The sequence below is a fragment of the Synechococcus sp. EJ6-Ellesmere genome (assembly GCF_024345875.1).
Classification (GTDB): Bacteria; Cyanobacteriota; Cyanobacteriia; order PCC-6307; family Cyanobiaceae; genus Regnicoccus_A; species Regnicoccus_A antarcticus.
Map to the genome: position 1 here is coordinate 1 of NZ_JAGQBY010000027.1, position 25,345 is coordinate 25,345.

Below are 25,345 nucleotides of genomic sequence, written 5' to 3' on the forward strand. Positions count from 1 at the left end.
TTGGCCTGATCGAGGGAATCATCTATCTCACGAAGACCCCCGAAGAGTTCAAGGCCACCTACATCGACGCCAAGAACGAGTGATACTGATGGCTGCCCGCGGCACCACTCCCCTGAAAGCCGGGACCCTCAATCTGCGCGCACCCGGGCTCTCCGGACGTCTCGGCCTGACCCTGCTGATCGCCCTGGCGGCTTCGGTGAGCTTCTCCCTGGCGGGGGTGGCGGTGGAGGATGGCTTTCATCCGCTCAGCCTTGTGGCCAGCCTGCTGCCACTGCAACTCGCCGCTTTGCTCTGGGCGATCCCCCGCTAACCCTGGGTTGACGGAGGAGAAGGTTCCCCGTTGGCGGATGCCTCCAGCCAGCCCTCGATCGCGGAGGGCAGATTGCAGCGAAGGCGGCTGAGGGGGTCGATGGCCACATGCCGGGTTAGCCCCCGGGCCACAGGGCGGCTGGCCCCATCCAGGCAAGCGAAGCTGTAACTCACCTCGAAACTTCCTGACGTGAGCCGTCGTGGTGCGAGGGCGATCGCCAGCGGATCGCCGCACACCAGCGGTGCCAGAAAGTCGGCACGGCAATGCACGATCGGAAGCGCCACCTTCGCTTGGCTGGAGTCGCTCTTGTCACGGGTTTCAGGGGTCCAGCTGGGGGTGGGAAAGATCGCAGCAGCCGAGATTCCGAAGGCTTCGAGGCTCTCCTCATAGGCCTCATGGCACCAGCGCAGCAGCTGGTGGAAATGCATCACGCCGGCGGCATCGGTATCGCCGAAGCGCACGCTGCGGTGGAGCAGCAACCAACGGGAGGGATCGATTGGGGCTGGCCCGCTGCCGACGAGGTCGCTGGTCATGGTGTTGCCGCTCGATTCAAGTCTTGGCTTGTCTTGAACTTGGGTCTACCGTTATGCCCTGCTCACACAGATGATCCCACGTATCCGCCGCGCCTGGTGACCAGGCTGATGATGACAGAAAATGTCGTTTTCTTGCCTTGCTGGTCAAGGCGGTTTTTGAGAGCAATGCTTTGAACAGACGGTAAGCGGCGGCGGGGGCAGCAAGGAGTTTCAGATGCGCAACTCGTGCTTTCCCGGGCAGAGGTCGCTAGTCCAGTCCTGCTTTTTGGATGTTCACAGATGACACGTTCGATTGTTGATCCAGCTGGCACTCTGTCGGCGGTTCAGACCGAGTCCCGGTCCAGGGAAGCCAGTCACTCCCTGGGGTACAGAAGTACCCGTCTGATGGCGGGTGCCTTCAACCAGGCCCAGATGGCCATGGCGGAGGCCTACATCAACGGTCTGGAAATTCCCGACTCGCTCTACCGAGGGATGGTCCACGCCTCCATGCCCATTCTGTTTCGCCACTTCCCTGGACTGTTGGCTCCCTATGACTGGGTGCTGGAGGAATCGGATCGGATTGCGGAGTCATCCAGGGAACTGATGGAAATTCAGTATGATCGTCCCCAGGAGATGCTGAACCGAATGCTGGGTGATTGGGAGCCAATTTATCCAAAGTACAGCACTGGATTCTGGGAGCATGGCGCCAAAGATCTGGAAGAATCGCAACGGCACATGATTGACCAGATGATTGAGCGTCTGGGCATTGTCGATGGAGACAATCTCCTTGATTTTGGCTGTGGCTGGGGTTGTGTTCCCAATTACATCCTTTCAAAGTTCCCCAATCTGCGCTGCACGGGAGTCAACCTGAGCCGGCAACAGTGTGCATACATGCGTGGGAAGATGAAGGATCCGAGCAGCCAGCTGAGCTCGGGAAGATTCACCCTGATGGAGGGTGACCTCAATGAAGTGGAATTGCCCGAAAAGTTTACCAAGATCATCTCCGTGGGCGTCTTTTGCCATGTCGGCAATCTGACTCGGGCTTTCCGAAAGCTGGCCAGCCTGCTTGTGCCCGGCGGGAAGGCACTGATTCATATCATCACGGTTCGGATTCCCAATAATATGTCGTCGGGCTTCACCCACAAGTATATTTTCCCCCATGGGCGCTACTGGAATCATGACGCTATTCCCAGCCATGATCGTGACCTGAAAACCATTCAGAAATGGTACATGAATGGAACCAACTACCACCAGACACTCACTGCCTGGCTGAATCGATTTGACGCCTCCCAGGATGCTGTCAGCCAATTGGACTATGGCATGGACTATGCAAGATTTCGGCGGATATGGCGCTTTTATCTTCTCTTGCTCGGGACAATCTTCAGTAGCTGTGATGGTGAATTCAATGGCAACGGCCAGTATCTGTTGACCCATGCCTGAACCCTGCTGGGGTCGGTTTCAGGTGTCTGGGAAGGCGGTAATGCCGATTCCATAGGTGAGGCCCATCCGCCCAGCCCAGTAGAGCAGAAGCAGCAGTGTCACCAGGGCCAGATGGGTGTCCTTCAATCCCTGGGGAACCAGCTGCCGGGTCCAGAGGGCCTGCGCCGACCATGCCAGCAGGGCGGCAGCGGCGATCGGCCCGAAGGCGTGCAGGTCCACCGACTCTGCGAACCGGCCATTCAGGGCCGCGGCCGTGGCGCGGGTCAGGAAGCAGGTGGGGCATGGAAGGCCCGTGAGTGCCCTCAGTGGACAGCTGAATCCAGGCAGGGCCGGATACCAGCCCTTCAGCCAGAGGTAGCCGGTGAGCAACGCAGGTCCAGCGATGCCGCACCGGCGCAACTGATCGAGCCAGCGGCTTCGCCGGCCTGGTCTCAGCCGCCGACTGCCGTCTGCGCTCAGCGGTCCACCGAGCCCATGATCACGTCGATCGAGCCCAGGATCGCCATGATGTCGGCCACCTTGGCCCCGGTGAGGATGTGGGGCAGGATCTGCAGATTGTTGAAATCGGCAGCCCGAATCTTCCAGCGCCAGGGGGTGACATCATCATTGCCCATGATGAACACACCCAGTTCTCCCTTGCCCGATTCCACCCGGGCGTAAAGCTCACCGCCGGGGATCTTGAAGGTGGGTGCCACCTTCTTGGCCACGTACTGGTAGTCGAAGTCGTACCAGGAGCTCTTCTTGCCCTCGTTCATTCTCTGGGCCTCCAGGTTTTCGGTGGGGCCTCCGGGAATGGCTGTGCAGGCCTGGCGCAGGATCTTCAGCGACTGGCGCATCTCCTCAATCCGCACCCGATAGCGGGCGTAGCAGTCGCCCTCCTTCTCCCAGGCCACGTCCCACTCGAAATCGTCGTAGCACTCGTACTTGTCAACCTTGCGTAGATCCCAGGGCACGCCTGAGGCGCGCAGCATCGGACCCGAAAGACTCCAGTTGATCGCCATCTCGCGACTGATCACCCCCAGGCCCTCGATGCGGCGCTTGAAGATCGGATTGTTGGTGATCAGCTTCTCGTATTCATCGATCTTCGGGCCGAAGTAATCGCAGAAGTCGAGGCATTTCTCCAGCCAGCCGTAGGGGAGGTCGGCGGCGACACCGCCAATGCGGAAATAGTTGTTGTTGATCAGCCGCTGGCCGGTGGCTGCTTCCCAGAGGTCGTAGATCATCTCCCGCTCGCGGAAGATGTAGAAAAATGGGGTCTGGGCGCCCACATCAGCAAGGAATGGGCCAAGCCAGAGCAGATGGTTGGCGATGCGGTTCAGCTCCAGCATCAGCACGCGGATGTAGCTGGCGCGTTTCGGCACCTGGATGCTGGCCAGCTTCTCGGGAGCGTTGACCGTGATCGCCTCGTTGAACATGCCGGCCGCGTAGTCCCAGCGGCTCACGTAGGGCACGAACATCACGTTCGTACGGTTCTCGGCGATCTTCTCCATGCCGCGGTGCAGGTAGCCGATCACCGGCTCGCAATCCACCACGTCCTCCCCGTCGAGAGTCACCACGAGCCGCAACACCCCGTGCATGGAGGGGTGGTGCGGCCCGAAGTTGACCACCATCGGCTCCGTACGCGTTTCCAGTTGCGTCATGGGCCCGTGGACTCGAAGGCGAACGTGCGGATCTTAGGAAGGAACCATGCCGAAGACGTTCGATCACCTGCCGGTTCTGGCCGCTGCCGTGGTAGCCGGCTTTACCGACCTCCCGGGCGAGGGCACGTTGCTGGATGTCACCGTGGGCGGCGGTGGTCACAGCGCCCTGTTGCTGGCGGCTCATCCGGGCTTGCGCCTGATCGGCCTGGATCAAGATCCAGCGGCCCTGGCGGCGGCCGCTGAGCGCTTGGAACCCTTTGCTGATCGGGTCACCCTGGTGCCCAGCAACTTCGCGAACTATGCCCCCAGCGAGCCCCTGGTGGGGGTGCTGGCCGATCTCGGGGTGAGCAGCCCCCAGCTGGACCGGCCCGAGCGGGGGTTCAGCTTCCGCTTCGATGGTCCCCTCGACATGCGCATGAACAGCGCTGAGGGTGAGACGGCCGCTGAGCTGATGGACCGGCTGGAGGAGAAGGAGCTGGCCGATCTCATCTATGCCTATGGCGAGGAGAGGCTGTCGCGGCGGATCGCCCGCCGTATCGTCGAAGCCCGTCCCTGGCAGGGCTCGGGTCGGGGCACGGCCGCCCTGGCCTACCTCGTGGCCGGCTGCTATCCCCCCAAGGCCCGCCATGGCCGCATCCATGCCGCCACCCGCACCTTCCAGGCCCTGCGCATCGCTGTGAACGACGAACTCGGGGCTCTCGAGCGCCTGCTTCACAACGCCGCCGACTGGCTGATGCAGGGAGGCCTCTTCGGCGTGATCAGCTTCCACTCACTTGAAGACCGGCGGGTGAAGGCGGCGTTCCTCGCCGATGACCGCCTCGAGCGGCTGACCCGCAAGCCCGTGGTGGCCGATGAGCAGGAGGCGGAGCGCAATCCCCGCAGCCGTTCAGCGAAATTCAGGCTGGCCCGGAGGCGTTCAGCGAACCTCTCGCTGGGGGAGCGCTGATGGATCGCAGTGACCTGTTCTGGTGGATCGCGTTCAGCATCCAGCTGATGGCCATCCCCGGCACGCTGCTGCCCATCCTGCCCGGGCTGATCTTCCTGCCCCTGGGGGCGGCGGTCTGGGTCTGGGCCGAGGGCTGGGCCGGCACCTGGCCGGAGTTCCTTCTGGCTGCTCTGATCCTGCTGCTGGGCTGGGGAGCGGATCTGCTCGGCGTGACCCTCGGGGCGGCCAGGCTTCAGGCCACCCGCTGGGCCTATGTGGGGGCCGGCCTGGGCTTGCTGGTGGGTCTGCTGGGGCTGTTACCAGCGCTGCCGGTGGGGGGACCACTGCTGGGAGCCCTGCTCGGCCCTTTGCTGGGGGCCTCGCTGGGGGAACTGCTCACAGCCCCCACCTCGCTCGGCCCCCTGGGCCTGCTGCGGCTGCGCCGTTCCCTGCTGGTGGGGCTGGCCGTGGTCACAGGGATGCTCGTGAGCCGGGTGGCCCAGTTCCTGCTGGCCCTGGCCGGCGTGGCGGGGTTTGTGCTGCTCAGCAGGCTGCTGCTGCCGGGTTGACTCCGTGCGACCGCAGCAGGCTCGCGCCCGGGGCTCCCGGCAGCCCGTTGGTGGCCCTGGCAAGGAAGGCTTTCCGGTCAGCGCCGCAGCTTTTGCAGCGCTCCTGCCACTGCCTCAACGGCCTGGTCGATCTCCGAAGTGGTGGTGGAGCGTCCGAGCCCGAACCGGATCGAGGCCGCCGCTTCGGCTGGGGTCAGCCCCAGGGCCGCCAGCACGTGTGAGGGGCTGCCGCTGCTGCAGGCCGAGCCTCCGCTCACCGCCAGCTGCCTCCGCAGGGACCGGTGCAGCTGGGTGCCATCCACCCCCTCCAGATGAACGTTGAGGTTGTGGGCGAGACGGTGCTCGAGGCTGCCGTTCACCCGCACCCCTCCCAGCTCCAGCAGACCCGCCAGCAGGCGATCCCGCAGCCCGCCCAGGCGTTGTTGCCGCTCCTTCCAGTCGTGGCTGGCCAGCTCCGCCGCTCGCTGCAGCCCCACGATCAGAGGAACCGGCAGTGTTCCGCCCCGCAGGCCCCCTTCCTGGCCACCGCCGTGCTGCTGGGGGGCCAGAATCATCCCCTCAGCGAGCACCAGGGCACCGATGCCCTTGGGGCCGTAGATCTTGTGCCCGCTGAGGCTGAACAGGTCGAGGCCCAGCTCGCCTGGACTGAAGGGGCGGTTCCCGAAGATCTGGGCTCCATCGCTGTGCAGGGCGATGCCCCGTTCGCGGCAGAGCGTCCCGATCGCGGCGAGGGGTTGCAGCACCCCGATCTCGTTGTTGGCGGCCATCACGCTCACCAGCAGCGTGTCGTCGCGCAGGGCCTCGCTGAATCGGTTCAGGTCCACCAGGCCATCACGCTGAACCGGCAGCACGGTGAGCGAGTAGCCGTGGCCTGCCAGGTAGCGCAGGGGCTCAAGCACCGCCCGGTGCTCCGTGGCCAGGGTGATCAGGTGACGGCCCCGCTGGCGGCGGGCTTCCACCAGCCCCTTGATCGCCAGGTTGTTGGCCTCCGTGGCGCCACTGGTGAACACCACCTGCTCCGGGGCCACGCCCAGCGGCAGGGCCAGGCTGCTGCGGGCCAGATCCACCGCCGCTGCCGCCTCCAGGCCCAAGCGATGGGAGCGGCTGGAGGGGTTGGCAAACAGCTCGCTCCAGTAGGGCGCCATCGCCGCCACAACGTCTGGATCACAGGGGGTGGTGGCCTGGTGGTCCAGATAGGGGATGGTCATCCCGGCTTCCCATCCCCACGAAACCGATCCATGCTGACAACTCCCGGCCTCTCGATCCTGCCCATGGCTTCCCCCCCGCGATGTCGGCGATGGTGCCCGCTGGCTCTGGCAGGTGCCCTGATCTCCCTCGCCTGGAGCCCTGCCGCCCTGGCCCAGAGCGTTTTTGTGCGCCCGGATCAGAATCGTCCCGCCGGGATGGCCCTGTTGCTGGAGCGGGACATCGCCAATGGCAAGCAGGCCCTGGGGGTCTTCGGCATCACGGCCGATCCCGTCCAGCCGCAGGTCTGGCGGATCAAGGTGTGGGAGGAGCTGCCCAACGACGTCAAGGTGCGCTCCGAGACGGTCCAGTGCTCACCCTCGGCGCCGCTGAGGGTCACCAACGATGGCCGCAGCCTGATCCTGCGGGAACTCAATCCCGGTGGGGTGGTCACGAATGCCAACAGGGTCGACCATCTGGTCTGGTGGGCCACCTGTTTCCCCGAGCAGGCCGGCAAGGACCCCAACAGCCTGCGCAGCCTGGCCCGTGAGCTGGGCTACAGCGGCAACCGGGTGGAGCGGGAGCAGGTGGTGCCCGCCGCCAACCTCTGAGCGCTGCGCAGGCCTGGATAGATTCCTGCCAACGCCAGCCGGTTCATGAACCAGAACGAGTCCGCCAGCAGGCCGGAAGAGGAGACCAGCGCCGAGGAGCCGATCAGCCCACCGGCCCCGGCCCGTCTGCTGCTGGTCGATGACGAGCCCGGTCTGCGCACGGCCGTGCAGGCCTATCTGGAGGATGAAGGCTTCGATGTCACCACCGCCAACGACGGCGAGGAGGGTTGGACCGCGGCCCAGGAGCTGATCCCCGACCTGGTGATCAGCGACGTGATGATGCCGCGTCTGGATGGCTATGGCCTGCTCAAGCGCCTGAGGGGCGACGAGCGGCTGGGGGGGACTCCGGTGATCTTCCTCACTGCGAAGGGGATGACGGCCGACAGGATCGAGGGCTTCCAGGCCGGGGTCGACGACTACATCCCCAAGCCCTTCGATCCCGATGAGCTGGTGGCGCGGGTGCGCAACGTGGTGCGCCGGCAGGAGCGGCTGCTGGCCGAGGCAGCCCGCTACGCCGATGCCGACATCGGCCAGATGGCGCGGCAGATCACCGAGATCCGCTCCCTGCTGCAGCAGACGGGATCCCACAAGTGCGCCACCCCGGCCACCCATTCCTTCACTCCCCGGGAGGCGAGCGTGCTCCAGTTGGTGGCCGAAGGACTCATGAACAAGGAGATCGCCCGCCGCCTTGAGACCTCGATCCGCAATGTCGAGAAGTACGTGAGCCGCCTGTTCACCAAGACCGGCACCACCAGTCGCACCGAACTGGTGCGCTACGCCCTCGAGAACGGCCTGGTTGACTGAGCCGCAGCCGCCGGGCTGGTTGCCGGCCCAGCTCAACCAGGGCTGGACCTACAGCGACCGGGTGAGCCAGGCCCAGGTTCCGGTTCTGATCAGCGTGTTTCTGGCTGAGCGCTACCGCCATTCCGCGGCCCCCCTCTGGAGGCAGCGCCTTCAGGAGGGCGAAATCCTGCTGAATGGCCGCCGGCTCGATGGCGATGGGCCACTCCACGCCGGCGACCGGCTCCAGTGGCAGCGTCCCCCCTGGCGGGAGGAGGCGGTGCCGGCGCGCTGGCGGGTGATCCACGACGACGGGGATCTCTATGTGATCGACAAACCCAGCGGCCTGCCCGTTCTTCCGGCCGGGGGCTTTCTGGAGCACACCCTGCTGCGTCTGCTGGAGCGCTCCTGCGCGGCTCAGGCGCTGCCGAGGCCTGTGCACCGGCTCGGGCGCCACACGTCTGGGCTGCTGGTCTGTGCCCGCCGGCCCCAGAGCCGAGCCTGGCTGAGCGCCAGGCTTCGAGAGAGCACCGCCCAGCTCCTCAACCAGCCCGGGTCCGAGGCCCGCTTTGCCGCCACCAGGGCTGGCGCCTGCCGCAAGGTGTACCGGGCCCTGACCGTGCCGGCCCCGCTACGGCTGGCCCTGGGGGAGAGCCTGGCGATCACCACCCCGATCGGCCGGCGACCCCATGCCGGGCTTGGTCAGATCTGGGCTGCTGCTGCCGGCCCCGATGACCCTGGAGCCTTGCCCGCCTGGAGCGAGATGCTTCTGCTGGAGCGCCGCTCTCAGGGACACCTGGTGGAGGTGACCATCCACACGGGCCGGCCTCACCAGATCCGCATCCATCTGGCCAGCGCGGGGGTTCCCCTGCTGGGCGACCCCCTCTATCGACCGGGCGGGGAGCCCCGGCCCGGCGCCCTGCCGGGTGATGGAGGCTACCTGCTGCATGCCCACCGCCTGCGCCTGCCGCTTCCGGCCGGGGGCTGGCTCGATCTGGAGGCCCCGGTGCCCCCGGAGCTCAGCTGATCACCCTTCAGCGGGGGTGTTGGCGCATCAGTCGCTGCACCTCACCGGCGTGGTAGCTGCTGCGGGTGAGGGGGCTGCTCACCACCTGCAGGAAGCCCAGCTCCCGTTCACCGGTAGCCCTGAAGCCGTCGAACTGCCCGGGGGTCACGAAACGCTGCACCGCCAGGTGCTTCGGCCCTGGCGAGAGGTATTGGCCGATGGTCACAATGTCGACCTGGTGGGCCCGCAGGTCCCCCAGCACCGCCACCACCTCAGCGTCGGTTTCCCCCAGCCCCACCATGAGCCCTGATTTGGTGTAGGTGCGGGGCCAGCCCTGGCGAACCCGCTGCAGCAACTCCAGCGAGCGGCCGTAAATCCCTTGGGGACGCACCTGCCGGTAGAGCCGCGGCACGGTCTCGATGTTGTGGTTCAACACCTCGGGAGCTCCTTCCATCACGGCGGCCAGGGCCTGCCAGTTGCCGCAGAAATCGGGGATCAGCAACTCGATGGTGGTGCCGGGTGAGCGGCGGCGCACCTCGGCGATGCAGGCCACGAACTGGCTGGCGCCTCCGTCGTCGAGGTCGTCACGGTTCACCGAGGTGATCACCACATGGGAGAGACCCATGCGGGCCACCGCTTCTCCCAGCCGCTCCGGTTCGCTGGGATCGAGGGCCCTCACGCTCTTGTCGAAGTCGATGTCGCAGTAGGGGCAGGCTCGGGTGCAGCCGGGTCCCATGATCAGAAAGGTGGCCGTGCCGCCGGCGAAGCACTCACCGATGTTCGGGCAGCTGGCCTCCTGGCAGACGGTGTTGAGCTTCAGGTCCACCAGCAGGTCGGCCACCGCACCGATCCGCTCCCGCTGGGGGGCCTTGACACGCAACCAGTCGGGCTTGAGCAGGGCGTCGGGGGCCATCACTGCCGGAATCCTGAGGCAAGAAGTCTAGAAACCCCTCCTGGGGGCGATCCCGTAAACTGCCTTCGGCGGGATGTGGCGCAGCTTGGTAGCGCACTTCGTTCGGGACGAAGGGGCCGCAGGTTCGAATCCTGTCATCCCGATCGCTGAGCTCCGGGGGCGATGGCTGCCCGGAGCGATTCAGCTCAGTTCGGCCCCGGGGTAGCCGCGGGGGGTCACCATCACCCCGTCCTGTCGGCGGGAGGTGCTGTTGCCCACCAGGACAAGACTGACCATGTCCACCTGATCCAGGGGCAGGTCTCCGAGGCTGTGCAGCTGCACGCTCTCCTCAGCCCGGCCCAGCTGGCGTGCCAGCACCACAGGGGTTTCGGTACTGCGCCCTTCCAGCAGAAGCTCGCGGGCCCGGCCCAGCTGCCAGTCGCGACCCAGCGAGCGGGGGTTGTAGAGCGCCACCACGAAATCCCCGCTGGCGGCGGCCTGCAGCCGTTTCTCGATCGTTGGCCAGGGGGTGAGCCGGTCGCTCAGGCTGATGGTGCAGAAATCGTGCATCAGTGGCGCCCCGGCCCTCGCCGCGGCCACCTGCAGGGCCGAGAGGCCGGGATGCACGGTGAACGCGGGCCTCTCGGCCGGCGCCCGCTCCAGCCAGAGCTCCAGGGCCAGCCCGGCCATGCCGTAGATGCCGCTGTCACCCGACGACACCAGGGCCACGCTCAACCCGGCGTCGGCCAGCTCCAGCGCCAGCCGGCAGCGGTCCCGCTCTTCGGTCAGCCTTCCGTCGCGGCGCAGCTGGTCAGGTCGCCGCAGGGGCTCCAGCAGATCCAGGTAAAGGCTGTAGCCCACCCAGACCGTGCTCTCGGCCAGGGCGAGGCGAGCGTCTGGGGTGAGCAGATCCAGTTGGCCCGGGCCGCTGCCCACCAGATGGAGCCGCCCCCGCTGCGGGGCCCACTGCCCTGTCGCCTGGGCCACCGCCAGGGTGGCGGCTCCGCGCTCCCCTGGCCGGGCCCGCTCGATGCGCTTCTCCAGCAGCAGCTCCGGCTGGGGGGATGACGCCAGCAGAGCGGCCGCTTCCGCCACGCTGGCGGTTCCCATTTCCCTGAGCACCGCCTGTGATGGGCTGGGCACCGGCACCGCCGCCAGGTCCTCGGCACTGAACAGCCGCAGTGGCCACTGATGACTGCGGGCCAGCTCCAGCAGGGCCGGCTCATCGCCTTTGCGGTCGATGCTTGCCAGCCCGGCGACAGCTTCCGGTGCCAGCTGGGTGCCATCAAGGGCCTGCTCCAGCAGTCGCTCCAACAGGCTGAGGCTGGTGTCGCGCTCGCAGCCGAGGCCCAGCCAGAGGCTGGGGGGATGCCAGCGGCAGCCGGGACCCCGGCTTGGGCTGATCACCAGCTGCAGCGGAGGGCTCTCGGCGGGGGGCGGTTCCTTGGCCGGTTCTGCCTGCGGCTGAAGCAGGGTTGCGGCGGCTTGCAGGCCCTTCCAGTCGGGACAGCCGCTCTCCTGCTGCACGGCGATCCGCTTGCCCCGGGCCGCGGCTTTCATCAGGGCAGTCCAGTCGCCCAGGCCTTTCCGCCAGCCCCAGGCCAGCCCGAAGCTGTCGAGGGCCAGGCTGCCGCCACCACTGCTGGCGCCAGTGAGCACCGCTTCGCCCCCCAGCAGAGCGGCCACCCGCAGGCTGAGCTGCTCGGCCCCAGCCCCATGCCCCCCCAGCAGGGGGATGGCGAAGCGCCCCTGGGGATCCACCACCACCACCGCCGGGTCGTGCTCCTTGCCCTGGAGCAGCGGGGCCACCAGCCGTGTCACCGCTCCGCAGGCCCCCACCACCACGAAGGCCGACGCGTCACCCCAGTGACGGCTGAGCAGCTCAGCGGCCCCGGCTCCAGGTTCCGCCCTGGCCTTCAGCAGCCCGCCCTGATCCAGGCGCTCGAGCACGGGGGCACCGGCCCTGCTCAGGGCCAGTCCCCAACAGATGGAATCACTCATCCCCCGAACCTGGCACGCAGCCGCTCCAGTGCCGATGCCTCCGCTTCAGGAACCACCACAGGCTCGGCCACCAGCTCCTCGGAGGGCTCCTCGGAGGGCTCACCCTGAGGGGTTGAACTCAGGGGTGTCTCGGCGGAGGCCGGCGGTTCTGCGGATTCGGGCGCAGCCAGCGGCTCTGGTGAATCAGGGGCATCCACAGGCTCCACCGACTCCAGCGGGACTGGCTTTGGCTCCTGGGAGCTGTCGTCTTCTGCTGCCTCTGGCACCGTTGCTGCTTCCTCAAGCGGTAGCTGCGCGCTGACGGCTCCCAATGGCCTGGCGGCTTCGTCGCTCTCGGTGGCCATCCCCTCCCCCTGAAGGTCCGGCTCCGTTCTGGGTTCCGGCACCAGGGTGGGCTCAGGGGCAGGCTCGCTCGGCCGCCCGCCCAGCAGACGCTCCAGATCCTCGGCGGGGATGGATGCCGTCTGCCAGGGACGGGGAGCTTCAGGACGCATCTCCAGGTTCTGAACCAGGCTGTTGAAGGGTGGATTCAGCGGTTCCCCCAGCCCGTCGAGCAGCTCCAGCTGCAGGGGGTTGCTGCCGGAGCGCAGACCGGAGAGCCAGAGCGGCTCCTGCCGGTCCACCTGGAAACTGTCGCCATTGAGAGTGACCCGCAGCCTCCAGTGCGAGCCTTCCCCGTCGAGGCGCTGCAGAGGCGCGTCAATCAGCAGCCAGTCGATCAGCACGGGTTCGTGATGGATCAGATCGCTGGGGGTGCTGCTCACCAGCTGGGGGGTCCCCCGCCGAGGCTGGCTGAGGGGGTTGGCGGCCAGGCCATGGAGGCGGATCTGCACGGCGGCGCCTGGATCCTTCACCGCTTCACCCCAGGGCCGGGCCGCATAGACGGTGAGGCGGTGACTGCCCGGGCTGAGTGGCGCCATCGTCAGGCTCAGCCGGCTGTCCTTAGTAAGGGGCGCCTTGGCGACGTCGGGACCGAGGCGCAGGGGCTCCTGGTCATCGAGCTGCACCACCAGGTGGGCGCCAAGACCCTGGGAGCCGGCATCGGCCAATGGCCAGTCTTCAAGGGCCAGCTCCAGCGACCAGGGGGCCAGAGGGAGCACGGTGTCGTCGGCTGGAGCCAGGATCCGCAGACGGGGCTGATGCTCCGCCAGGCGCAGGCGCAAGGCCTGGCTGCCCTTGGGTGGGGACACTTCCCGCAGTCGTCCGGACGTGGCCGGACTGTTGTTCGTGACCAGCGGCTCCTGGGGCCTGGGCCGCAGGCTCCAGCCCCCGCTCAGCAGCACGACCAGGCAGAGCAGTACTGCCCCCAGGCCTCGAAGCCCCGCCGCCAGCATGCGCATCGCTCCTGATCGATGTCGGTCCTCGGCCCTGGTGCCGGGGACCATGGGGACAGTTTGCCCAGCGTGCCTCGGATCCGTAAAAAATGATGCCGAATGTATCCCCAAATCCGCCGGGAATTGGATAAAGAAAGCGCAGCATCGCGCCACCGATGAGTGATAGGGAGCTTGGGTCAGAGCCCTGTTCCAGACAGGGGTGGCGCCGGATTGAACCTTTGTTACTTACCCCCCAAGGGGCTTGAAACTCGCCCTTATACTTCCGCCAGCGGTCCCCTCATCGGGGCCCCAGCTCCAGTGCTGGCAGCGGCTTTCGGTCTTTTCCGAAGCCACTCCGCACTGGTGCCCATGGTTCCAAGGATCTCGATCCACGGAACCGTGAGGCCCACCGGCCTGGCCTTTCGGCCCGGTCCGGAGGGGTGGACCTCCACCTCGACTCCGTCCCTCGAGGAACGTCTCGATGACCATTAGCCCACCAGAGCGTGGGAAAACGGCGAAGGCCCAGGTCGACCAGGTGAACAACCCGGCCACCTTCGAGCTGTTCGGCAAGCCCGGGCATTTCGATCGCACCCTCGCCAAAGGTCCCAAAACCACCACCTGGGTTTGGAACCTCCACGCCAACGCTCACGACTTCGACAGCCACACGAGCGATCTCGAAGAGGTCTCCCGGAAGATCTTCAGCGCTCACTTCGGCCATCTGGCCGTCATCTTCATCTGGCTGAGCGGCGCCTTCTACCACGGTGCCCGCTTCTCCAACTACACCGGCTGGCTGGCCGACCCCCTGCACGTCAAACCAAGTGCCCAGGTGGTCTGGCCCATTTTCGGCCAGGAAATCCTCAACGCCGATGTGGGTGCCGGCTTCCACGGCATCCAGATCACCTCAGGCCTCTTCCATGTATGGAGAGCCTGGGGCTTCACCAGTGAGTTCCAGCTGCTCTGCACCGCCATCGGTGCCCTGGTGATGGCTGGCCTGATGCTGAATGCCGGCGTCTTCCACTATCACAAGGCAGCTCCCAAGCTCGAGTGGTTCCAGAACGTTGAGTCCATGCTCAACCACCACCTGGCTGGCCTGCTGGGCCTGGGCTCCCTGTCCTGGACCGGGCACCTGCTGCACGTGTCCCTGCCCACCACCCAGTTGATGGATGCCATCGACGCCGGCAAGCCGCTGGTGCTCGACGGCAAGACCATCGCCTCGGTGGCGGACATTCCCCTGCCCCACGAATTCCTGAACCTGGATCTGCTGACCCAGCTCTACCCAGGATTCGGTGCGGGTCTCTCCGCCTTCTTCACCGGCAACTGGGCCGCCTACAGCGATTTCCTCACCTTCAAGGGTGGGCTGAATCCTGTCACCGGCAGCCTCTGGATGACCGACATCGCCCACCACCATCTGGCGATCGCGGTGCTGTTCATCGTCGCCGGCCACCAGTACCGCACCAACTGGGGTATTGGTCACAGCATCAAGGAGATCCTGGAAGGCCAGAAGGGTGATCCCCTGCTGTTCCCGGCTCCGAAGGGTCACGATGGCCTGTTCGAGTTCATGACCACCTCCTGGCATGCCCAGTTGGCCGTGAACCTGGCACTGCTCGGTTCGCTGAGCATCATCGTGGCGCATCACATGTATGCGATGCCGCCCTATCCCTACATCGGTATCGACTACCCAACGCAGGTGTCGATCTTCACCCACCACATGTGGATCGGCGGTTTCATCATCGTTGGCGCCGGTGCCCACGCGGCCATCGCGCTCATCCGCGATTACGACCCCGCCCAGCATGTGGACAATGTGCTGGATCGCGTGCTCAAAGCCCGTGATGCCCTGATCAGCCACCTCAACTGGGTGTGCATCTTCCTCGGCTTCCATAGCTTCGGCCTGTACATCCACAACGACACCATGCGTGCCCTGGGACGTCCCCAGGACATGTTCAGCGACACCACGATTCAGCTGAAGCCTGTCTTCGCTCAATGGATCCAGGGTCTGCATGCCGCCGCCGCCGGTTCCACCGCACCCAATGCGCTGGCCGGAGTGAGCGAAGTGTTCAACGGTGCCGTCGTCGCCGTCGGCGGCAAGGTGGCTGCCGGTCCGATCCCCCTGGGAACGGCCGACTTCATGGTCCACCACATCCACGCCTTCACGATCCACGTCACCGTGCTGATCCTGCTGAAGGGTGTCCTCTACAGCCGCAGTTCCAGGCTTGTTCCCGACAAGGCGAACCTGGGCTTCCGCTTCCCCTGCGACGGCCCCGGCCGTGGCGGTACCTGCCAGGTTTCGGCTTGGGACCACGTGTTCCTCGGCCTCTTCTGGATGTACAACTCCCTGTCCATCGTGATCTTCCACTTCAGCTGGAAGATGCAGAGCGATGTCTGGGGAACCGTGAATGCGGACGGCAGCGTCCAGCACATCACGAATGGGAACTTCGCGCAGAGCGCCATCACCATCAATGGCTGGCTGCGTGATTTCCTCTGGGCACAGGCCGCACAGGTGATCAACAGCTACGGCTCGTCCTCCAGTGCCTATGGCCTGATGTTCCTCGGCGCCCACTTCGTCTGGGCCTTCAGCCTGATGTTCCTCTTCAGTGGCCGCGGCTACTGGCAGGAGCTGATCGAGTCCATCGTCTGGGCTCACAACAAGCTGAGGGTGGCTCCGGCGATCCAGCCCCGTGCGCTGAGCATCGTCCAGGGTCGCGCCGTTGGCGTTGCCCACTATCTCCTGGGCGGTATCGCTACCACCTGGGCCTTCTTCCTCTCCCGACTCATTGCGGTCGGCTGACCTCACACCTGACCTTTCCCAATGGCAACGAAATTTCCTTCGTTCAGCCAGGGTCTGGCACAGGACCCGACAACCCGCCGTATTTGGTACGGCATCGCCACGGCTCACGACTTCGAGAGCCATGACGGAATGACGGAGGAGAAGCTTTACCAAAAGCTCTTCTCCACCCATTTCGGTCATCTGGCGATCATCGGCCTCTGGGTTTCGGGCAACCTGTTCCATATCGCCTGGCAGGGCAACTTCGAGCAGTGGGTCGCCGATCCACTGCACGTCCGTCCCATCGCTCACGCGATCTGGGATCCGCACTTTGGCCAGGGGGCCATCACCGCCTTCACCCAGGCGGGAGCCACCTCCCCCGTCAACATTGCGTATTCCGGTCTGTACCACTGGTGGTACACCATCGGCATGAAGACCAACGCCGAGCTGTATCAGGGTTCCATCTTCATGATGATCCTGTCAGCCTGGGCACTCTTTGCCGGTTGGCTCCACCTTCAGCCCAAGTTCCGGCCTGCCCTGGCCTGGTGCAAGAATGCTGAATCCCGCCTCAACCACCACCTCGCCGTTCTCTTCGGCTTCAGCTCCATCGCCTGGACCGGTCACCTGGTTCATGTGGCTATCCCTGAAGCCCGCGGTCAGCATGTTGGTTGGGACAACTTCCTCAATGTGCTGCCTCACCCCGCCGGTCTGGCTCCGTTCTTCACCGGCAACTGGGGCGTTTACGCCGAGAATCCCGACACTCTCAATCAGGTGTTCGGCACCTCGGAGGGTTCCGGTACTGCGATCCTCACCTTCCTGGGCGGTTTCCACCCCCAGACCGAGGCGCTCTGGCTGACTGACATCGCCCACCACCACCTGGCGATTGGCTGCATCTTCGTGATCGCCGGCCACATGTACCGCACCAACTTCGGGATCGGTCACTCGATCAAGGAGATTCTCGAGGCTCACAACCCCCCGAAGGGAACTCCTTTCGGAGGTGCACTCGGTGCAGGTCACAAGGGTCTCTACGACACGATCAACAACTCCCTGCACTTCCAACTGGGTCTGGCCCTGGCCAGCCTGGGGGTGATCACGAGTCTGGTGGCGCAACACATGTACGCCTTGCCGTCCTATGCGTTCATCGCCAAGGACTACACGACACAGGCTGCTCTGTACACCCACCACCAGTACATCGCCATCTTCCTGATGTGCGGTGCCTTCGCCCACGGTGCGATCTTCTTCATCCGTGACTACGACCCCGAAGCCAACAAGGACAACGTCCTGGCTCGGATGCTCGAGCACAAAGAAGCGATCATCAGCCACCTGAGCTGGGTCTCCCTGTTCCTTGGTTTCCACACCCTTGGTCTCTACGTCCACAACGATGTGGTCGTGGCCTTCGGTACCCCCGAGAAGCAGATTCTGGTGGAGCCCGTCTTCGCCCAGTTCGTGCAGGCCGCGAGCGGCAAAGCCATCTACGGCTTTGACGTGCTGCTCTCCAACCCGGCCAGTGCCGCCAGCCTGGCTTCGGCCAACATTCCTGGTGATCACTTCTGGTTGGATGCCATCAACGGCAGCACGGATGTGTTCCTGCAGATCGGCCCCGGGGACTTCCTGGTCCACCACGCCATCGCCCTTGGACTGCACACCACCACCTTGATCCTGGTGAAAGGTGCCCTGGATGCCCGGGGTTCCAAGCTGATGCCCGACAAAAAGGACTTCGGCTACTCCTTCCCCTGCGACGGCCCCGGCCGTGGCGGCACCTGCGACATCTCAGCCTGGGACGCCTTCTACCTGTCGGTCTTCTGGGCTCTGAACACCGTGGGTTGGGTCACCTTCTACTGGCACTGGAAGCACCTCGCCATCTGGCAGGGCAACGTGGCTCAGTTCAACGAATCCAGCACCTATCTGATGGGCTGGTTCCGTGACTACCTCTGGCTGAACAGCTCCCAGCTGATCAACGGTTACAACCCGTTCGGCTCGAACAACCTGGCCGTCTGGGCCTGGATGTTCCTGTTCGGTCACCTGGTGTGGGCCACCGGTTTCATGTTCCTCATCTCCTGGCGCGGTTACTGGCAGGAGCTGATTGAAACCATCGTCTAGGCTCACCAGCGCACCCCACTTGCCAACCTGGTTGGCTGGCGTGACAAGCCAGTGGCCCTGTCGATCGTGCAGGCCCGTGTGGTCGGTCTGACTCACTTGACCGTGGGCTACATCCTCACCTACGGTGCTTTCCTGATCGCTTCCACCTCAGGCAAGTTCGGCTGATCCCTGCGATCAGCTACCCCGAGGGACGCACCTCCAACAATCAACCCCCGGAGATTCTCCGGGGGTTTTTTCATGACTCCTTGTTCCGGGGCCACCAGTGGCGTCCTTCCAGCAGTTTCATCTCCAGGTACACCACCGGCACCACGAACAACGTCAGGCCGGTGGACACCAGCAGCCCGAAGAACACCACCGTGCCGATGCTGATTCGGCTGGCGGCACCAGCGCCGGTGGCCAGCAACAGGGGCAGGAATCCGGCGAGGGAGGAGAGGGCCGTGAGCAGAATCGGGCGAAGGCGGCTGATGGCGGCCTCTTCCACCGCTTCGCGCAGGCCCTGGCCTTCCTTCAGGCGCTGGTTGGCGAATTCAACGATGAGGATGCCGTTCTTGGCGGCCAGGCTCACCAGAACGAGCATGCCCACCTGGGCGTAGATATCCAGGAAGAGCCCTCGGCCAGCCAGGCCGAGCAGGGCGCCGAGCAGGGCCAGGGGCACCGTGATCAGGATGACCAGTGGGTCGAGAAAGCTCTCATAGAGACCGGCCAGCACCAGGAACACCACCGCCATTCCCAGGGCGAACAGTTGCCAGGTGCGCCCTCCCGCCTGGCGCTCCTCCTTGGCCAGTCCCACCCACTCCAGGGCGATCACGGGATTGGCCAGCTCCTGTTTCACAGCCTCCAGCTTCTGGATCGCCTGACCCGTACTCAGTCCTGGTTTTGGCAGGGCCTGCACGGTGATCGAGCGGGCCAGCCGGCTGTGGTTGATCACTGTCGGGCCGCTGTCCTGCTGCAGCGACACCAGCTCACGCAGGGGAACCAGGTTTCCTGCTCGACTGCGTACCTCAAGGGCGAGCACGTCCTCGGCCGTGCGCCGGAACGCTCCATCCAGTTGCAGGATCACCCGCCTGACCCGCTCGCCTTCGAAGGTGTCGTTGACATAGCTGCTGCCGAAGCTGGCACCAATGGTGTTCACCACCGTGTCGAGGTCCACGTCCAGCGACGCCATGCGCAGTCGGTCGGGCTCCAGGCGCAGTTGCGGGGAATCGGCACTGAAGCGTGTTCCCACCCGCTCGAAGTCGCCCGTGGCGTTGGCGGCGGCGATGAATTCGCGGGTGGCTTGCTCGAATTCGCTCAGGCTGAGTCGCCCGCCGCTGAGATCCAGCAGCTCCAGCTCCAGTCCCCCCTCACTGCTGAAGCCCCTCACCACCGGTGGAACGCTTACCAGCACTGTGGCGTCGCTGATGGTGCTGCGCAGCCGTTTCGAGAGCCGCTCGGCCACCGCTTCGCTGCTGTCCTCGGCCCGGGAGCCGCGCTCGCGCAGGGGCTGCAAGCGCAGAAAGAAGATTCCCCGGTTCGGGGCACTGTCGCCGAAGGAGCGGCCGGAGTAGAAGTTGCCCACCCGTACCAGGGGCTCGCTGGTCACCAGCTCCCGCACCTGCTCCATCACCGCTTCGGTGCGCTGGATCGAAGCTCCGCCAGGCAGCACCACCACTCCGCGGATCTGACTGTCGTCTTCCTGGGGAATGAAGGCAGTGGGCAGTTGCCCCAGGCCCCAGCCCGCCAGGATCAGGCCGCCCAGCAACCCCAGCAGGATGCGCCGCCGCCAGCGAAAACTGCGATCCAGTGCCTGGCCATACTGATCCCCGAGCCGATGGATCCAGCGCTGGGGCCGATCCAGCAGCCTCCGCAGCCAGTGCGGTTCCTTCCAGCCGTGCTGCAGCAGCCAGCTGGAGGCCACCGGCGTGAAGGTGAGGGCATTGATGGTGGAGAACAGGATCGTGGCGCTGATCGTGATCGCGATTGGCTGGTAAAGCCGGCCCACGCTGCCGGGCATAGCCAGAACCGGCAGGAACACCACCACCAGCACCAGGGAGGTGGCGATCACGGCACTGCCCAGCTCCTGCATGGCGTTATGGGCAGCCCGCCAGGGTGGTTCCCCCAGCTCGAGCCGGCGGCCGATGTCTTCGCTGACCACGATGGCGTCATCCACCACCAGGCCCGTGGCCAGCACCATGCCGAACAGGCTGAGGGTGTTGATCGAGCTGTCTGTCAGGCGCAGGATCGTGAAGCTGCCCACCAGAGCCACGGGCACGGCCACCGCAGTGATGGCTGCCAGGCGGCTGTTGCCAAGCGCCAGCAACAGCACCAGCAGCACCAGCAGCACGGCATCGCGCAGGCTGCCCCAGGTGAGCTGGATGCTCTCGCGCACACTGTCGGCCACATCGACGATGCGCTGCAGCTCCACACCCAGCGGGAAGTCGGGCTCCAGCCGGCTCAGCGCAGCGTTAACGGCATTGCTCACCTCCAGAGCGTTGCTGCCGTCACGCTGGAAGCTCAGCACAGCCAGGGTGGGTTGTCCGGCCAGGTTCATGGCGGTGCTCTCGAAACTCTCCTCATCGAGCTCGACCCGCCCCACGTCCTTGAGCTGCACCACTCCGCCATTACTGGCCCGGCTCACCACCAGGCTCTCCAGTTCGCCAGAGGTGCGCAGCCGCCCCTCCATCTCCAGGGGCAGGGTGATCTCCTGACCGGCTGGGCTGGGGGCGTCGCCCACCTGGCCCAGGGCGGCGAGGACGTTCTGTTCCTCCAGCGCGTCCTCGATGTCGGTGATGGTGAGGCTGCGTTGCTCCAGGGCCACCGGATCCAGCCAGACGCGGAACGCCAGTTCACTGCCGCCGGCGACGGCCACGTTGCCGACCCCGGGCACCCGCTGCAGCTCATCTCTGAGGCGCTGGTCGAGCCAGCCGCTGAGGAAGGCGTCGCTGTACATCCCCTTCGGGGTGCTGAAGCTGATCACCATCAGCAGGTCGTCGGAGCTGCGGCGCACCTGCACGCCAAGGCGGGCCACCTCGGGTGGCAGCCGGCGGTTCACCAGAACGGCTTCGTTCTGGGCATTGATCTGGTTGAGCTCGGGATTGCCCCCCTCAAAGGTGAGGGTGATCGAGCTGCCGTTGGCGGAACTGGTGGAGCGGATGCTCTCCAGCCGATCCAGCCCGTTCAGCTGCCGCTCCAGTGGAGTGGTGACCCCCTGCTCTACTGCCAGGGCTCCGCCCCCTGGATAGGTGGCGCGCACGTTCACCCGCACCGGCGCGATCGGGGGCAGGTTTTCCACCTGCAGGCCCGGCAGGCTGAGCAGGCCTGCCATCACGATCAGCAGGCTCACCACCAGGGTGAGCACCGGCCGGCGCAGGAAAGGATCGGAGACCGACATCGAGACGTCTGCTCGGGACACGCCCGAGGAGTCTGCCGGCTTTGCCAATGGAGCTGGGCCCCCCTGGAGCGATCATCAGGGGCTGCGGCCATGAAAAAGCCCCGCTGAAGCGGGGCCAGTGCCAACCCAGAGGGTGTGCTTGCCGGGTTGTGAGATCAGACCGTTCTGGGCTGCGATTCAGCCACCGCTCCAGCCGCCACCCACAAGGTCGACCAGAGGGGAAACCAGAGCCGTGCTGGCCAGGAACCAGGCGAAGGCGGCGCCACCGCAGCCACCAAGCCAGAAACCGCTGGCGAATTCTGCCCAGCCGGCCTTGGTGAACAGATCAGCGGGCGGGTTGTCGATCGTTGCGTCGGGGGGCTGCACGTTGGGGCCAGTGCCGGCGGTGCCGTAGATCGACAGGCAGATCGTGAGAATTGTCACTAGGCCGATCGTGGCCAGCAGGCCTGCGGTGGTGGCGTATTCCGTGGGCCGCAGGGGGCCGGGGAGGGCGAAGGGCCCGTAGAGGAAGAACCCGTGGGGCATTCCCACTTCAAGTCCTCGGCGGTTGGGGGACAGCGCCGGTCGGTAGGCGGGCAGAGCGTTCAGGAACGCCTTGGTGAAGTAGCTGCTGTTAATGGGGGTGGCGAGATTGCCGACGGTGGGGTCGGCCACGGGATGCACGGTCATGGGCGGGCTCGTGGTGGGAACGAAAGGCAGAAGAACGGGCGAGGCGCTCAGTCGGTCGCTTCGATCACGTTGAACAGCAGGGCCATGGCCACGGCAGGGCCGAGGATCCCCACCACGGGGACTAACAACGATGGCAGCCAGGCGGCGGCGAATTCTCCAGTCATGGCGAGGGCCAATACAGCAACCGCCGGTACTGTAAAGATCACTGCAGGGCAGGCCTTGTCGGCCTGCTGTTGCGACATAAAAGTTCAATCCGATGCAGCAGGCCATTCCCGCCGCCGCGGCCCTCCTGCTGGTGTTCTGGCTGCTGCGGCGCCGCAGAAATCCCCTGTCATCCGGCGATGACGGCAGTGCCGTCGCCGCCGTTAACCGGGCCCAGCTCGAGCGGCTCGTTCAACCAGCCGCCCCAGCCGTCCCAGCCGTCCCCTCGGCAGTTCCGGCCCTGGCGGCCCCCGCCTTCGCCTGGCGGCCCGGCCCTGAGTCCGGCGCGCGCCTGGATCCACGCCGGCGGCGGCAGGTCCTCGCCGAACTTCGCACCGCTGCAACGGGCAGCGCTGGCGAGCGTCTGGCGGCCGTGGCCGCCTGCCTGGCCTGGGGCGATCGGGCCAGTCTGCCCCTGCTGAAGAGGGCTCGCTTCGATCCCGACCCACGCGTGGCGGCCCTGGCCGCCGAAGGGATCTCGGCGTTCCGGGGGCGAACGGCGGCGGCGGCAGCTGCTCAGCCCGCCAGGCTGCCCCGCAACGTGGCCCGCACCCGGTAGATCGGGCGGCCCTGGCTTTCGTGATACGTACGCATCTGCAGCTCCGCCAGCAGCCCGAAGCAGAACAGCTGGATGCCCGCCACGATCGCCAGCACCGCCACCATCAGCAGGGGACGGGCCCCCACATCGGCGTTGAGGAAGATCTTCTCGCTGAGCAGCACCAGCCCCAGCACCAGGCCGATCGCCAGGCAGGCCAGCCCTCCGAAGCCGAACACATGCATCGGCCGGGTGAGGAAGCGCTTCATGAACCAGACCGTGAGCAGATCCATCAGCACCCGGAAGGTGCGATCGATGCCGTACTTGCTCTCGCCGAAGCGGCGGGCGTGGTGATTCACCTTCACCTCGGTGATGCGCGCCCCCTCGATGAAGGCCAGCGCAGGCAGGAAACGGTGCAGCTCGCCGTAGAGGTTCATGTCCGCCACCACTTCCCGGCGGTAGGCCTTGAGGGAGCAGCCGTAGTCGTGCAGGCGCACCCCCGTGACCCGGGCGATCAGGCGGTTGGCGATCTTGGAGGGGAGCAGGCGCTTCAGCGCCGCATCCTGGCGCTGGTGACGCCAGCCGCTCACCAGGTCGTAGCCCTGCTCAAGCCGGTCCAGCAGCAGGGGGATGTCAGCTGGATCGTTCTGCAGGTCGCCATCGAGGGTGACGATCACGGCCCCGTGGCTGGCATCGAAGCCGGCGGCCATCGCCGCGGTCTGGCCGTAGTTGCGCCGCAGCAGCACCGCCACCAGTTCAGGGGTCGCTGCGGCGAGTTCCTCCAGCCGGGCCGCGGTCCCGTCGCTGGAGCCGTCATCGACCAGGACCAGCTCGAAGCGGCGGCCCAGGGGCCTGAGGCTGGCGAGCACCTGCTCCACCAGTGGGCCGATGCTTTCCTCCTCGTTGAACAGGGGAATCACGACCGAGAGCTCGGGGCCGTGCGACGCGGTCATGACGGCGGGGCTGCATCGGAGTGCAACCTACGGGAGCCCAGGCTCAGGGCAGGGTGGTGCCGTCATGGCAGCGCAGCACCCGCCCGGCTCCGCGCAGTTCGCGGCGGTAGTGGCACGACACGGGATGGTCGCACTCGGGGCTGAGCTGGTCGATGCCGAGGCCATCGCGGCCATGCTCCTTGCCGGAGCTGTGCAGGTAGTGCCCGCCGCCCAGGTAGAGCCCCACATGGCTGCAGCGCTGGGGGCGGCCGAAGAAGATCAGATCCCCCGGCCGCAGCAGGGCGAAAACTCCTGGCCGGACGGCCACGGGCTGACAGAAGCGTTCCTGCTGGTAGGCGTCTCGGGGGATCCAGATTCCGGCGCTGGCGAAGGCGCTCTGCACGAAGCCCGAGCAGTCGAAGTCGGGGCCGAGGGTGCCGCCCCAGAGGTAATGGTTGGGCTGTTGCCGGGCCTGCTCGGAGAAGGCCAGCACGTCGGGCAGGCGGGCGTTGATGTGGCTTGGCCCCAGGGGGCGGGGCCGGCTGGGCGGGGCGGGGATGGCCCGCTCCAGCAGGTCGCTGATCTCGAGCCAGCAGGGGTAGCCATCCTCCAGGAGGCGGGCCCGCAGCCGGGTTCCCTCAACCTGGCCGAGCAGCTGCAGCGTGCGGCCGCAGCGGGCCTGGGTGGCCAGCCCCGGGCCAGTGGAGCGGACGTGGCCATCGATGTCGGCGATCAGCCGCCAGCAGCGGCCCGCCTTCAGCCCATCGGCGTTCACCCCGGTTCCTACGCTCTCCATGGCAGCCGACGGTAGCGATGGCGTTCTACAGCCCCGATGCGGCGATGGGAGCGATCCTCGAGGGCCACCTCCAGGCCCTGGAGCTCCAGGGCCGCCCCGGTCTCGCGTCCCAGGTCTCGATCACCTGGCTGCGCTATTCGAGCAGCCTCATCGGCGCGGCTGAGGCCAGCGAGTCGTCGAGGCCCTGGCTGGAGCCAGTGGTGGGGGCCGCCTGGGCCGGCTCCAAGGCCCGCTATCCGGCCAGCGTGGTCAAGCTCTTCTATCTGGCGGCCACCGAAGCCTGGCTCCAGCGCCAGTTGCTCGAAGACGGCGCCGAGCTGCGCCGGGCCATGGCGGACATGATCCGCGACTCCAGCAATGACGCCACCGCCGTTCTGGTGGATTGGCTCACGGGCACCACCAGCGGCCCCGATCTGCCGGAGCGGGCGCTGCGGGCCTGGATCGAGGGCCGCCAACTGGTGAACCAGTGGTACGCAGCCCTGGGCTGGAGCGAGTTCGATGGCTGCAACGTCTGCCAGAAAACCTGGGGGGATGGTCCCTACGGACGGGAGCGGCAGTTCTACGGACCGGCCCTGGAGAACCGCAACCGGCTCAGCACCGACGCCACCGCCCGGCTGCTGCACATGATCATGGCTGGGAGCCTGGTGTCTCCCCCCGCCTGCGCCCGGATGCGGGAGCTCCTGAGCCGCTCCCTCGATCCCGGGCTGCGGGCGGCTGATCCGGAGAACCAGGTGGATGGTTTCATCGGAGGCGGCCTGCCCGCCGCTGCCCGGCTGTGGAGCAAGGCCGGCTGGATG

22 protein-coding genes, 1 tRNA gene and 1 pseudogene are annotated in these 25,345 nt (G+C 66.1%); 12 read left to right on the forward strand and 12 right to left on the reverse strand.

The annotated features are described in order from the left end of the window. Positions 1-88: 88 nt before the first annotated feature. On the forward strand, positions 89-310 hold the full coding sequence (locus KBY78_RS04590; RefSeq protein ID WP_255142602.1) for a hypothetical protein: 222 nt from the start codon (positions 89-91) through the stop codon (positions 308-310). On the opposite strand, the gene KBY78_RS04595 is transcribed toward KBY78_RS04590, so the two are convergent. Beyond that, complete coding sequence (locus KBY78_RS04595) at positions 307-807, reverse strand: thioesterase family protein (protein WP_255142618.1); 501 nt, start codon at positions 805-807, stop codon at positions 307-309. The genes KBY78_RS04590 and KBY78_RS04595 overlap by 4 nt on opposite strands. A gap of 315 nt (positions 808-1,122) precedes the next feature. Between KBY78_RS04595 and KBY78_RS04600 the strand changes: the two genes are divergently transcribed. After that, the gene (locus tag KBY78_RS04600; RefSeq protein ID WP_255142603.1) at positions 1,123-2,262 is read left to right on the forward strand and encodes a cyclopropane-fatty-acyl-phospholipid synthase family protein; all 1,140 of its coding nucleotides are present in this window, start codon (positions 1,123-1,125) and stop codon (positions 2,260-2,262) included. Between the two features lie 18 nt (positions 2,263-2,280). Here the strand turns inward: KBY78_RS04600 and KBY78_RS04605 are convergent, their stop codons facing one another. Together KBY78_RS04605 and KBY78_RS04610 are read right to left on the reverse strand one after the other, a co-directional pair. Continuing rightward, entirely contained in the window at positions 2,281-2,661 is a 381-nt protein-coding gene (locus tag KBY78_RS04605; RefSeq protein WP_255142604.1) for a DUF2752 domain-containing protein, read from the reverse strand. 56 nt (positions 2,662-2,717) lie between these two features. Continuing rightward, complete coding sequence (locus KBY78_RS04610; RefSeq protein ID WP_006173304.1) at positions 2,718-3,902, reverse strand: NAD(P)H-quinone oxidoreductase subunit H; 1,185 nt, start codon at positions 3,900-3,902, stop codon at positions 2,718-2,720. A gap of 46 nt (positions 3,903-3,948) precedes the next feature. On the opposite strand from KBY78_RS04610, the gene rsmH reads away from it, so the two are divergent. Together rsmH and KBY78_RS04620 are read left to right on the forward strand one after the other, a co-directional pair. Further along, positions 3,949-4,848, forward strand: coding sequence for a 16S rRNA (cytosine(1402)-N(4))-methyltransferase RsmH (rsmH, locus tag KBY78_RS04615; protein ID WP_255142605.1), 900 nt, complete (start codon positions 3,949-3,951; stop codon positions 4,846-4,848). Continuing rightward, positions 4,848-5,396: a DUF456 family protein gene (locus tag KBY78_RS04620; RefSeq protein ID WP_006173306.1), complete on the forward strand. Its 549-nt coding sequence runs from the start codon at positions 4,848-4,850 to the stop codon at positions 5,394-5,396. The genes rsmH and KBY78_RS04620 overlap by 1 nt, the downstream gene beginning before the upstream one ends. A 77-nt stretch (positions 5,397-5,473) precedes the next feature. Here KBY78_RS04620 and KBY78_RS04625 read toward each other — a convergent pair whose 3' ends face one another. Next, a complete protein-coding gene (locus tag KBY78_RS04625; protein WP_255142606.1) occupies positions 5,474-6,604 on the reverse strand; it encodes a cysteine desulfurase family protein in 1,131 nt (376 codons plus the stop codon). Between the two features lie 30 nt (positions 6,605-6,634). On the opposite strand from KBY78_RS04625, the gene KBY78_RS04630 reads away from it, so the two are divergent. From KBY78_RS04630 to KBY78_RS04640, 3 genes are read left to right on the forward strand one after another with little or no spacing between them, the layout of a single operon-like run. Beyond that, complete coding sequence (locus tag KBY78_RS04630; RefSeq protein ID WP_255142607.1) at positions 6,635-7,192, forward strand: hypothetical protein; 558 nt, start codon at positions 6,635-6,637, stop codon at positions 7,190-7,192. A gap of 45 nt (positions 7,193-7,237) precedes the next feature. Next, positions 7,238-7,996, forward strand: coding sequence for a response regulator transcription factor (locus tag KBY78_RS04635; protein WP_255142608.1), 759 nt, complete (start codon positions 7,238-7,240; stop codon positions 7,994-7,996). Further along, positions 7,989-8,999 (forward strand): RluA family pseudouridine synthase, encoded by a 1,011-nt coding sequence (locus tag KBY78_RS04640; protein ID WP_255142609.1) that lies wholly within the window; start codon positions 7,989-7,991, stop codon positions 8,997-8,999. Before KBY78_RS04635 ends, KBY78_RS04640 begins: the two co-directional genes overlap by 8 nt. 7 nt (positions 9,000-9,006) lie before the next feature. Here KBY78_RS04640 and lipA read toward each other — a convergent pair whose 3' ends face one another. Further along, positions 9,007-9,876: a lipoyl synthase gene (gene lipA / locus KBY78_RS04645; RefSeq protein WP_255142619.1), complete on the reverse strand. Its 870-nt coding sequence runs from the start codon at positions 9,874-9,876 to the stop codon at positions 9,007-9,009. An 84-nt stretch (positions 9,877-9,960) separates the two neighbouring features. On the opposite strand from lipA, the gene KBY78_RS04650 reads away from it, so the two are divergent. Beyond that, a tRNA-Pro gene (locus KBY78_RS04650) sits at positions 9,961-10,034 on the forward strand. A 37-nt stretch (positions 10,035-10,071) separates the two neighbouring features. Here KBY78_RS04650 and cobJ read toward each other — a convergent pair. Beyond that, complete coding sequence (gene cobJ, locus KBY78_RS04655; RefSeq protein WP_255142610.1) at positions 10,072-11,871, reverse strand: precorrin-3B C(17)-methyltransferase; 1,800 nt, start codon at positions 11,869-11,871, stop codon at positions 10,072-10,074. Further along, entirely contained in the window at positions 11,868-13,256 is a 1,389-nt protein-coding gene (locus KBY78_RS04660; protein ID WP_255142611.1) for a hypothetical protein, read from the reverse strand. Before KBY78_RS04660 ends, cobJ begins: the two co-directional genes overlap by 4 nt. A gap of 409 nt (positions 13,257-13,665) precedes the next feature. On the opposite strand from KBY78_RS04660, the gene psaA reads away from it, so the two are divergent. Continuing rightward, on the forward strand, positions 13,666-15,969 hold the full coding sequence (gene psaA / locus KBY78_RS04665) for a photosystem I core protein PsaA (protein WP_006173316.1): 2,304 nt from the start codon (positions 13,666-13,668) through the stop codon (positions 15,967-15,969). 21 nt (positions 15,970-15,990) lie between these two features. After that, a pseudogene (gene psaB / locus KBY78_RS04670) lies at positions 15,991-18,210 on the forward strand (photosystem I core protein PsaB). Positions 18,211-18,280: 70 nt separating this feature from the next. On the opposite strand, the gene KBY78_RS04675 reads toward psaB, so the two are convergent. The 3 genes from KBY78_RS04675 to KBY78_RS04685 all read right to left on the reverse strand — a co-directional run bounded on the left by KBY78_RS04675 (position 18,281) and on the right by KBY78_RS04685 (position 22,248). After that, positions 18,281-21,415 (reverse strand): efflux RND transporter permease subunit, encoded by a 3,135-nt coding sequence (locus KBY78_RS04675; RefSeq protein ID WP_255142612.1) that lies wholly within the window; start codon positions 21,413-21,415, stop codon positions 18,281-18,283. A gap of 177 nt (positions 21,416-21,592) precedes the next feature. Next, positions 21,593-22,084, reverse strand: a complete 492-nt coding sequence (locus KBY78_RS04680) for a photosystem I reaction center subunit XI (RefSeq protein ID WP_255142613.1) — start codon at positions 22,082-22,084, stop codon at positions 21,593-21,595. A gap of 47 nt (positions 22,085-22,131) precedes the next feature. Then, positions 22,132-22,248 (reverse strand): photosystem I reaction center subunit VIII, encoded by a 117-nt coding sequence (locus KBY78_RS04685; protein WP_037981685.1) that lies wholly within the window; start codon positions 22,246-22,248, stop codon positions 22,132-22,134. 92 nt (positions 22,249-22,340) lie between these two features. Between KBY78_RS04685 and KBY78_RS04690 the strand changes: the two genes are divergently transcribed. Continuing rightward, positions 22,341-22,844 (forward strand): HEAT repeat domain-containing protein, encoded by a 504-nt coding sequence (locus tag KBY78_RS04690; RefSeq protein WP_255142614.1) that lies wholly within the window; start codon positions 22,341-22,343, stop codon positions 22,842-22,844. Here KBY78_RS04690 and KBY78_RS04695 read toward each other — a convergent pair. Together KBY78_RS04695 and KBY78_RS04700 are read right to left on the reverse strand one after the other, a co-directional pair. Continuing rightward, positions 22,802-23,773 carry a glycosyltransferase family 2 protein gene (locus KBY78_RS04695; protein WP_255142615.1) on the reverse strand — a complete coding sequence of 324 codons (972 nt, stop codon included), beginning with the start codon at positions 23,771-23,773 and terminating at the stop codon, positions 22,802-22,804. The two genes, KBY78_RS04690 and KBY78_RS04695, sit on opposite strands and share 43 nt — an antisense overlap. Positions 23,774-23,816: 43 nt before the next feature. Next, the gene (locus KBY78_RS04700; protein WP_255142616.1) at positions 23,817-24,548 is read right to left on the reverse strand and encodes a C40 family peptidase; all 732 of its coding nucleotides are present in this window, start codon (positions 24,546-24,548) and stop codon (positions 23,817-23,819) included. Positions 24,549-24,565: 17 nt separating this feature from the next. Here KBY78_RS04700 and KBY78_RS04705 point away from each other — a divergent pair. Then, positions 24,566-25,345 (forward strand): serine hydrolase (locus KBY78_RS04705; protein WP_255142617.1); only part of this gene is annotated, 780 nt, incomplete at its 3' end.

What these genes read in the sequence shown, in the direction of transcription:
- KBY78_RS04590 (WP_255142602.1), top strand. Translation starts at nt 89, where the DNA reads ATGGCTGCCCGCGGCACCACTCCCCTGAAAGCCGGGACCCTCAATCTG.
- KBY78_RS04600 (WP_255142603.1), top strand. Translation starts at nt 1,123, where the DNA reads ATGACACGTTCGATTGTTGATCCAGCTGGCACTCTGTCGGCGGTTCAG.
- KBY78_RS04610 (WP_006173304.1), bottom strand. Translation starts at nt 3,902, where the DNA reads ATGACGCAACTGGAAACGCGTACGGAGCCGATGGTGGTCAACTTCGGG.
- rsmH (WP_255142605.1), top strand. Translation starts at nt 3,949, where the DNA reads ATGCCGAAGACGTTCGATCACCTGCCGGTTCTGGCCGCTGCCGTGGTA.
- KBY78_RS04620 (WP_006173306.1), top strand. Translation starts at nt 4,848, where the DNA reads ATGGATCGCAGTGACCTGTTCTGGTGGATCGCGTTCAGCATCCAGCTG.
- KBY78_RS04625 (WP_255142606.1), bottom strand. Translation starts at nt 6,604, where the DNA reads ATGACCATCCCCTATCTGGACCACCAGGCCACCACCCCCTGTGATCCA.
- KBY78_RS04630 (WP_255142607.1), top strand. Translation starts at nt 6,635, where the DNA reads ATGCTGACAACTCCCGGCCTCTCGATCCTGCCCATGGCTTCCCCCCCG.
- KBY78_RS04635 (WP_255142608.1), top strand. Translation starts at nt 7,238, where the DNA reads ATGAACCAGAACGAGTCCGCCAGCAGGCCGGAAGAGGAGACCAGCGCC.
- cobJ (WP_255142610.1), bottom strand. Translation starts at nt 11,871, where the DNA reads ATGAGTGATTCCATCTGTTGGGGACTGGCCCTGAGCAGGGCCGGTGCC.
- KBY78_RS04660 (WP_255142611.1), bottom strand. Translation starts at nt 13,256, where the DNA reads ATGGTCCCCGGCACCAGGGCCGAGGACCGACATCGATCAGGAGCGATG.
- psaA (WP_006173316.1), top strand. Translation starts at nt 13,666, where the DNA reads ATGACCATTAGCCCACCAGAGCGTGGGAAAACGGCGAAGGCCCAGGTC.
- KBY78_RS04675 (WP_255142612.1), bottom strand. Translation starts at nt 21,415, where the DNA reads ATGTCGGTCTCCGATCCTTTCCTGCGCCGGCCGGTGCTCACCCTGGTG.
- KBY78_RS04680 (WP_255142613.1), bottom strand. Translation starts at nt 22,084, where the DNA reads ATGACCGTGCATCCCGTGGCCGACCCCACCGTCGGCAATCTCGCCACC.
- KBY78_RS04685 (WP_037981685.1), bottom strand. Translation starts at nt 22,248, where the DNA reads ATGACTGGAGAATTCGCCGCCGCCTGGCTGCCATCGTTGTTAGTCCCC.
- KBY78_RS04690 (WP_255142614.1), top strand. Translation starts at nt 22,341, where the DNA reads ATGCAGCAGGCCATTCCCGCCGCCGCGGCCCTCCTGCTGGTGTTCTGG.
- KBY78_RS04695 (WP_255142615.1), bottom strand. Translation starts at nt 23,773, where the DNA reads ATGACCGCGTCGCACGGCCCCGAGCTCTCGGTCGTGATTCCCCTGTTC.
- KBY78_RS04700 (WP_255142616.1), bottom strand. Translation starts at nt 24,548, where the DNA reads ATGGAGAGCGTAGGAACCGGGGTGAACGCCGATGGGCTGAAGGCGGGC.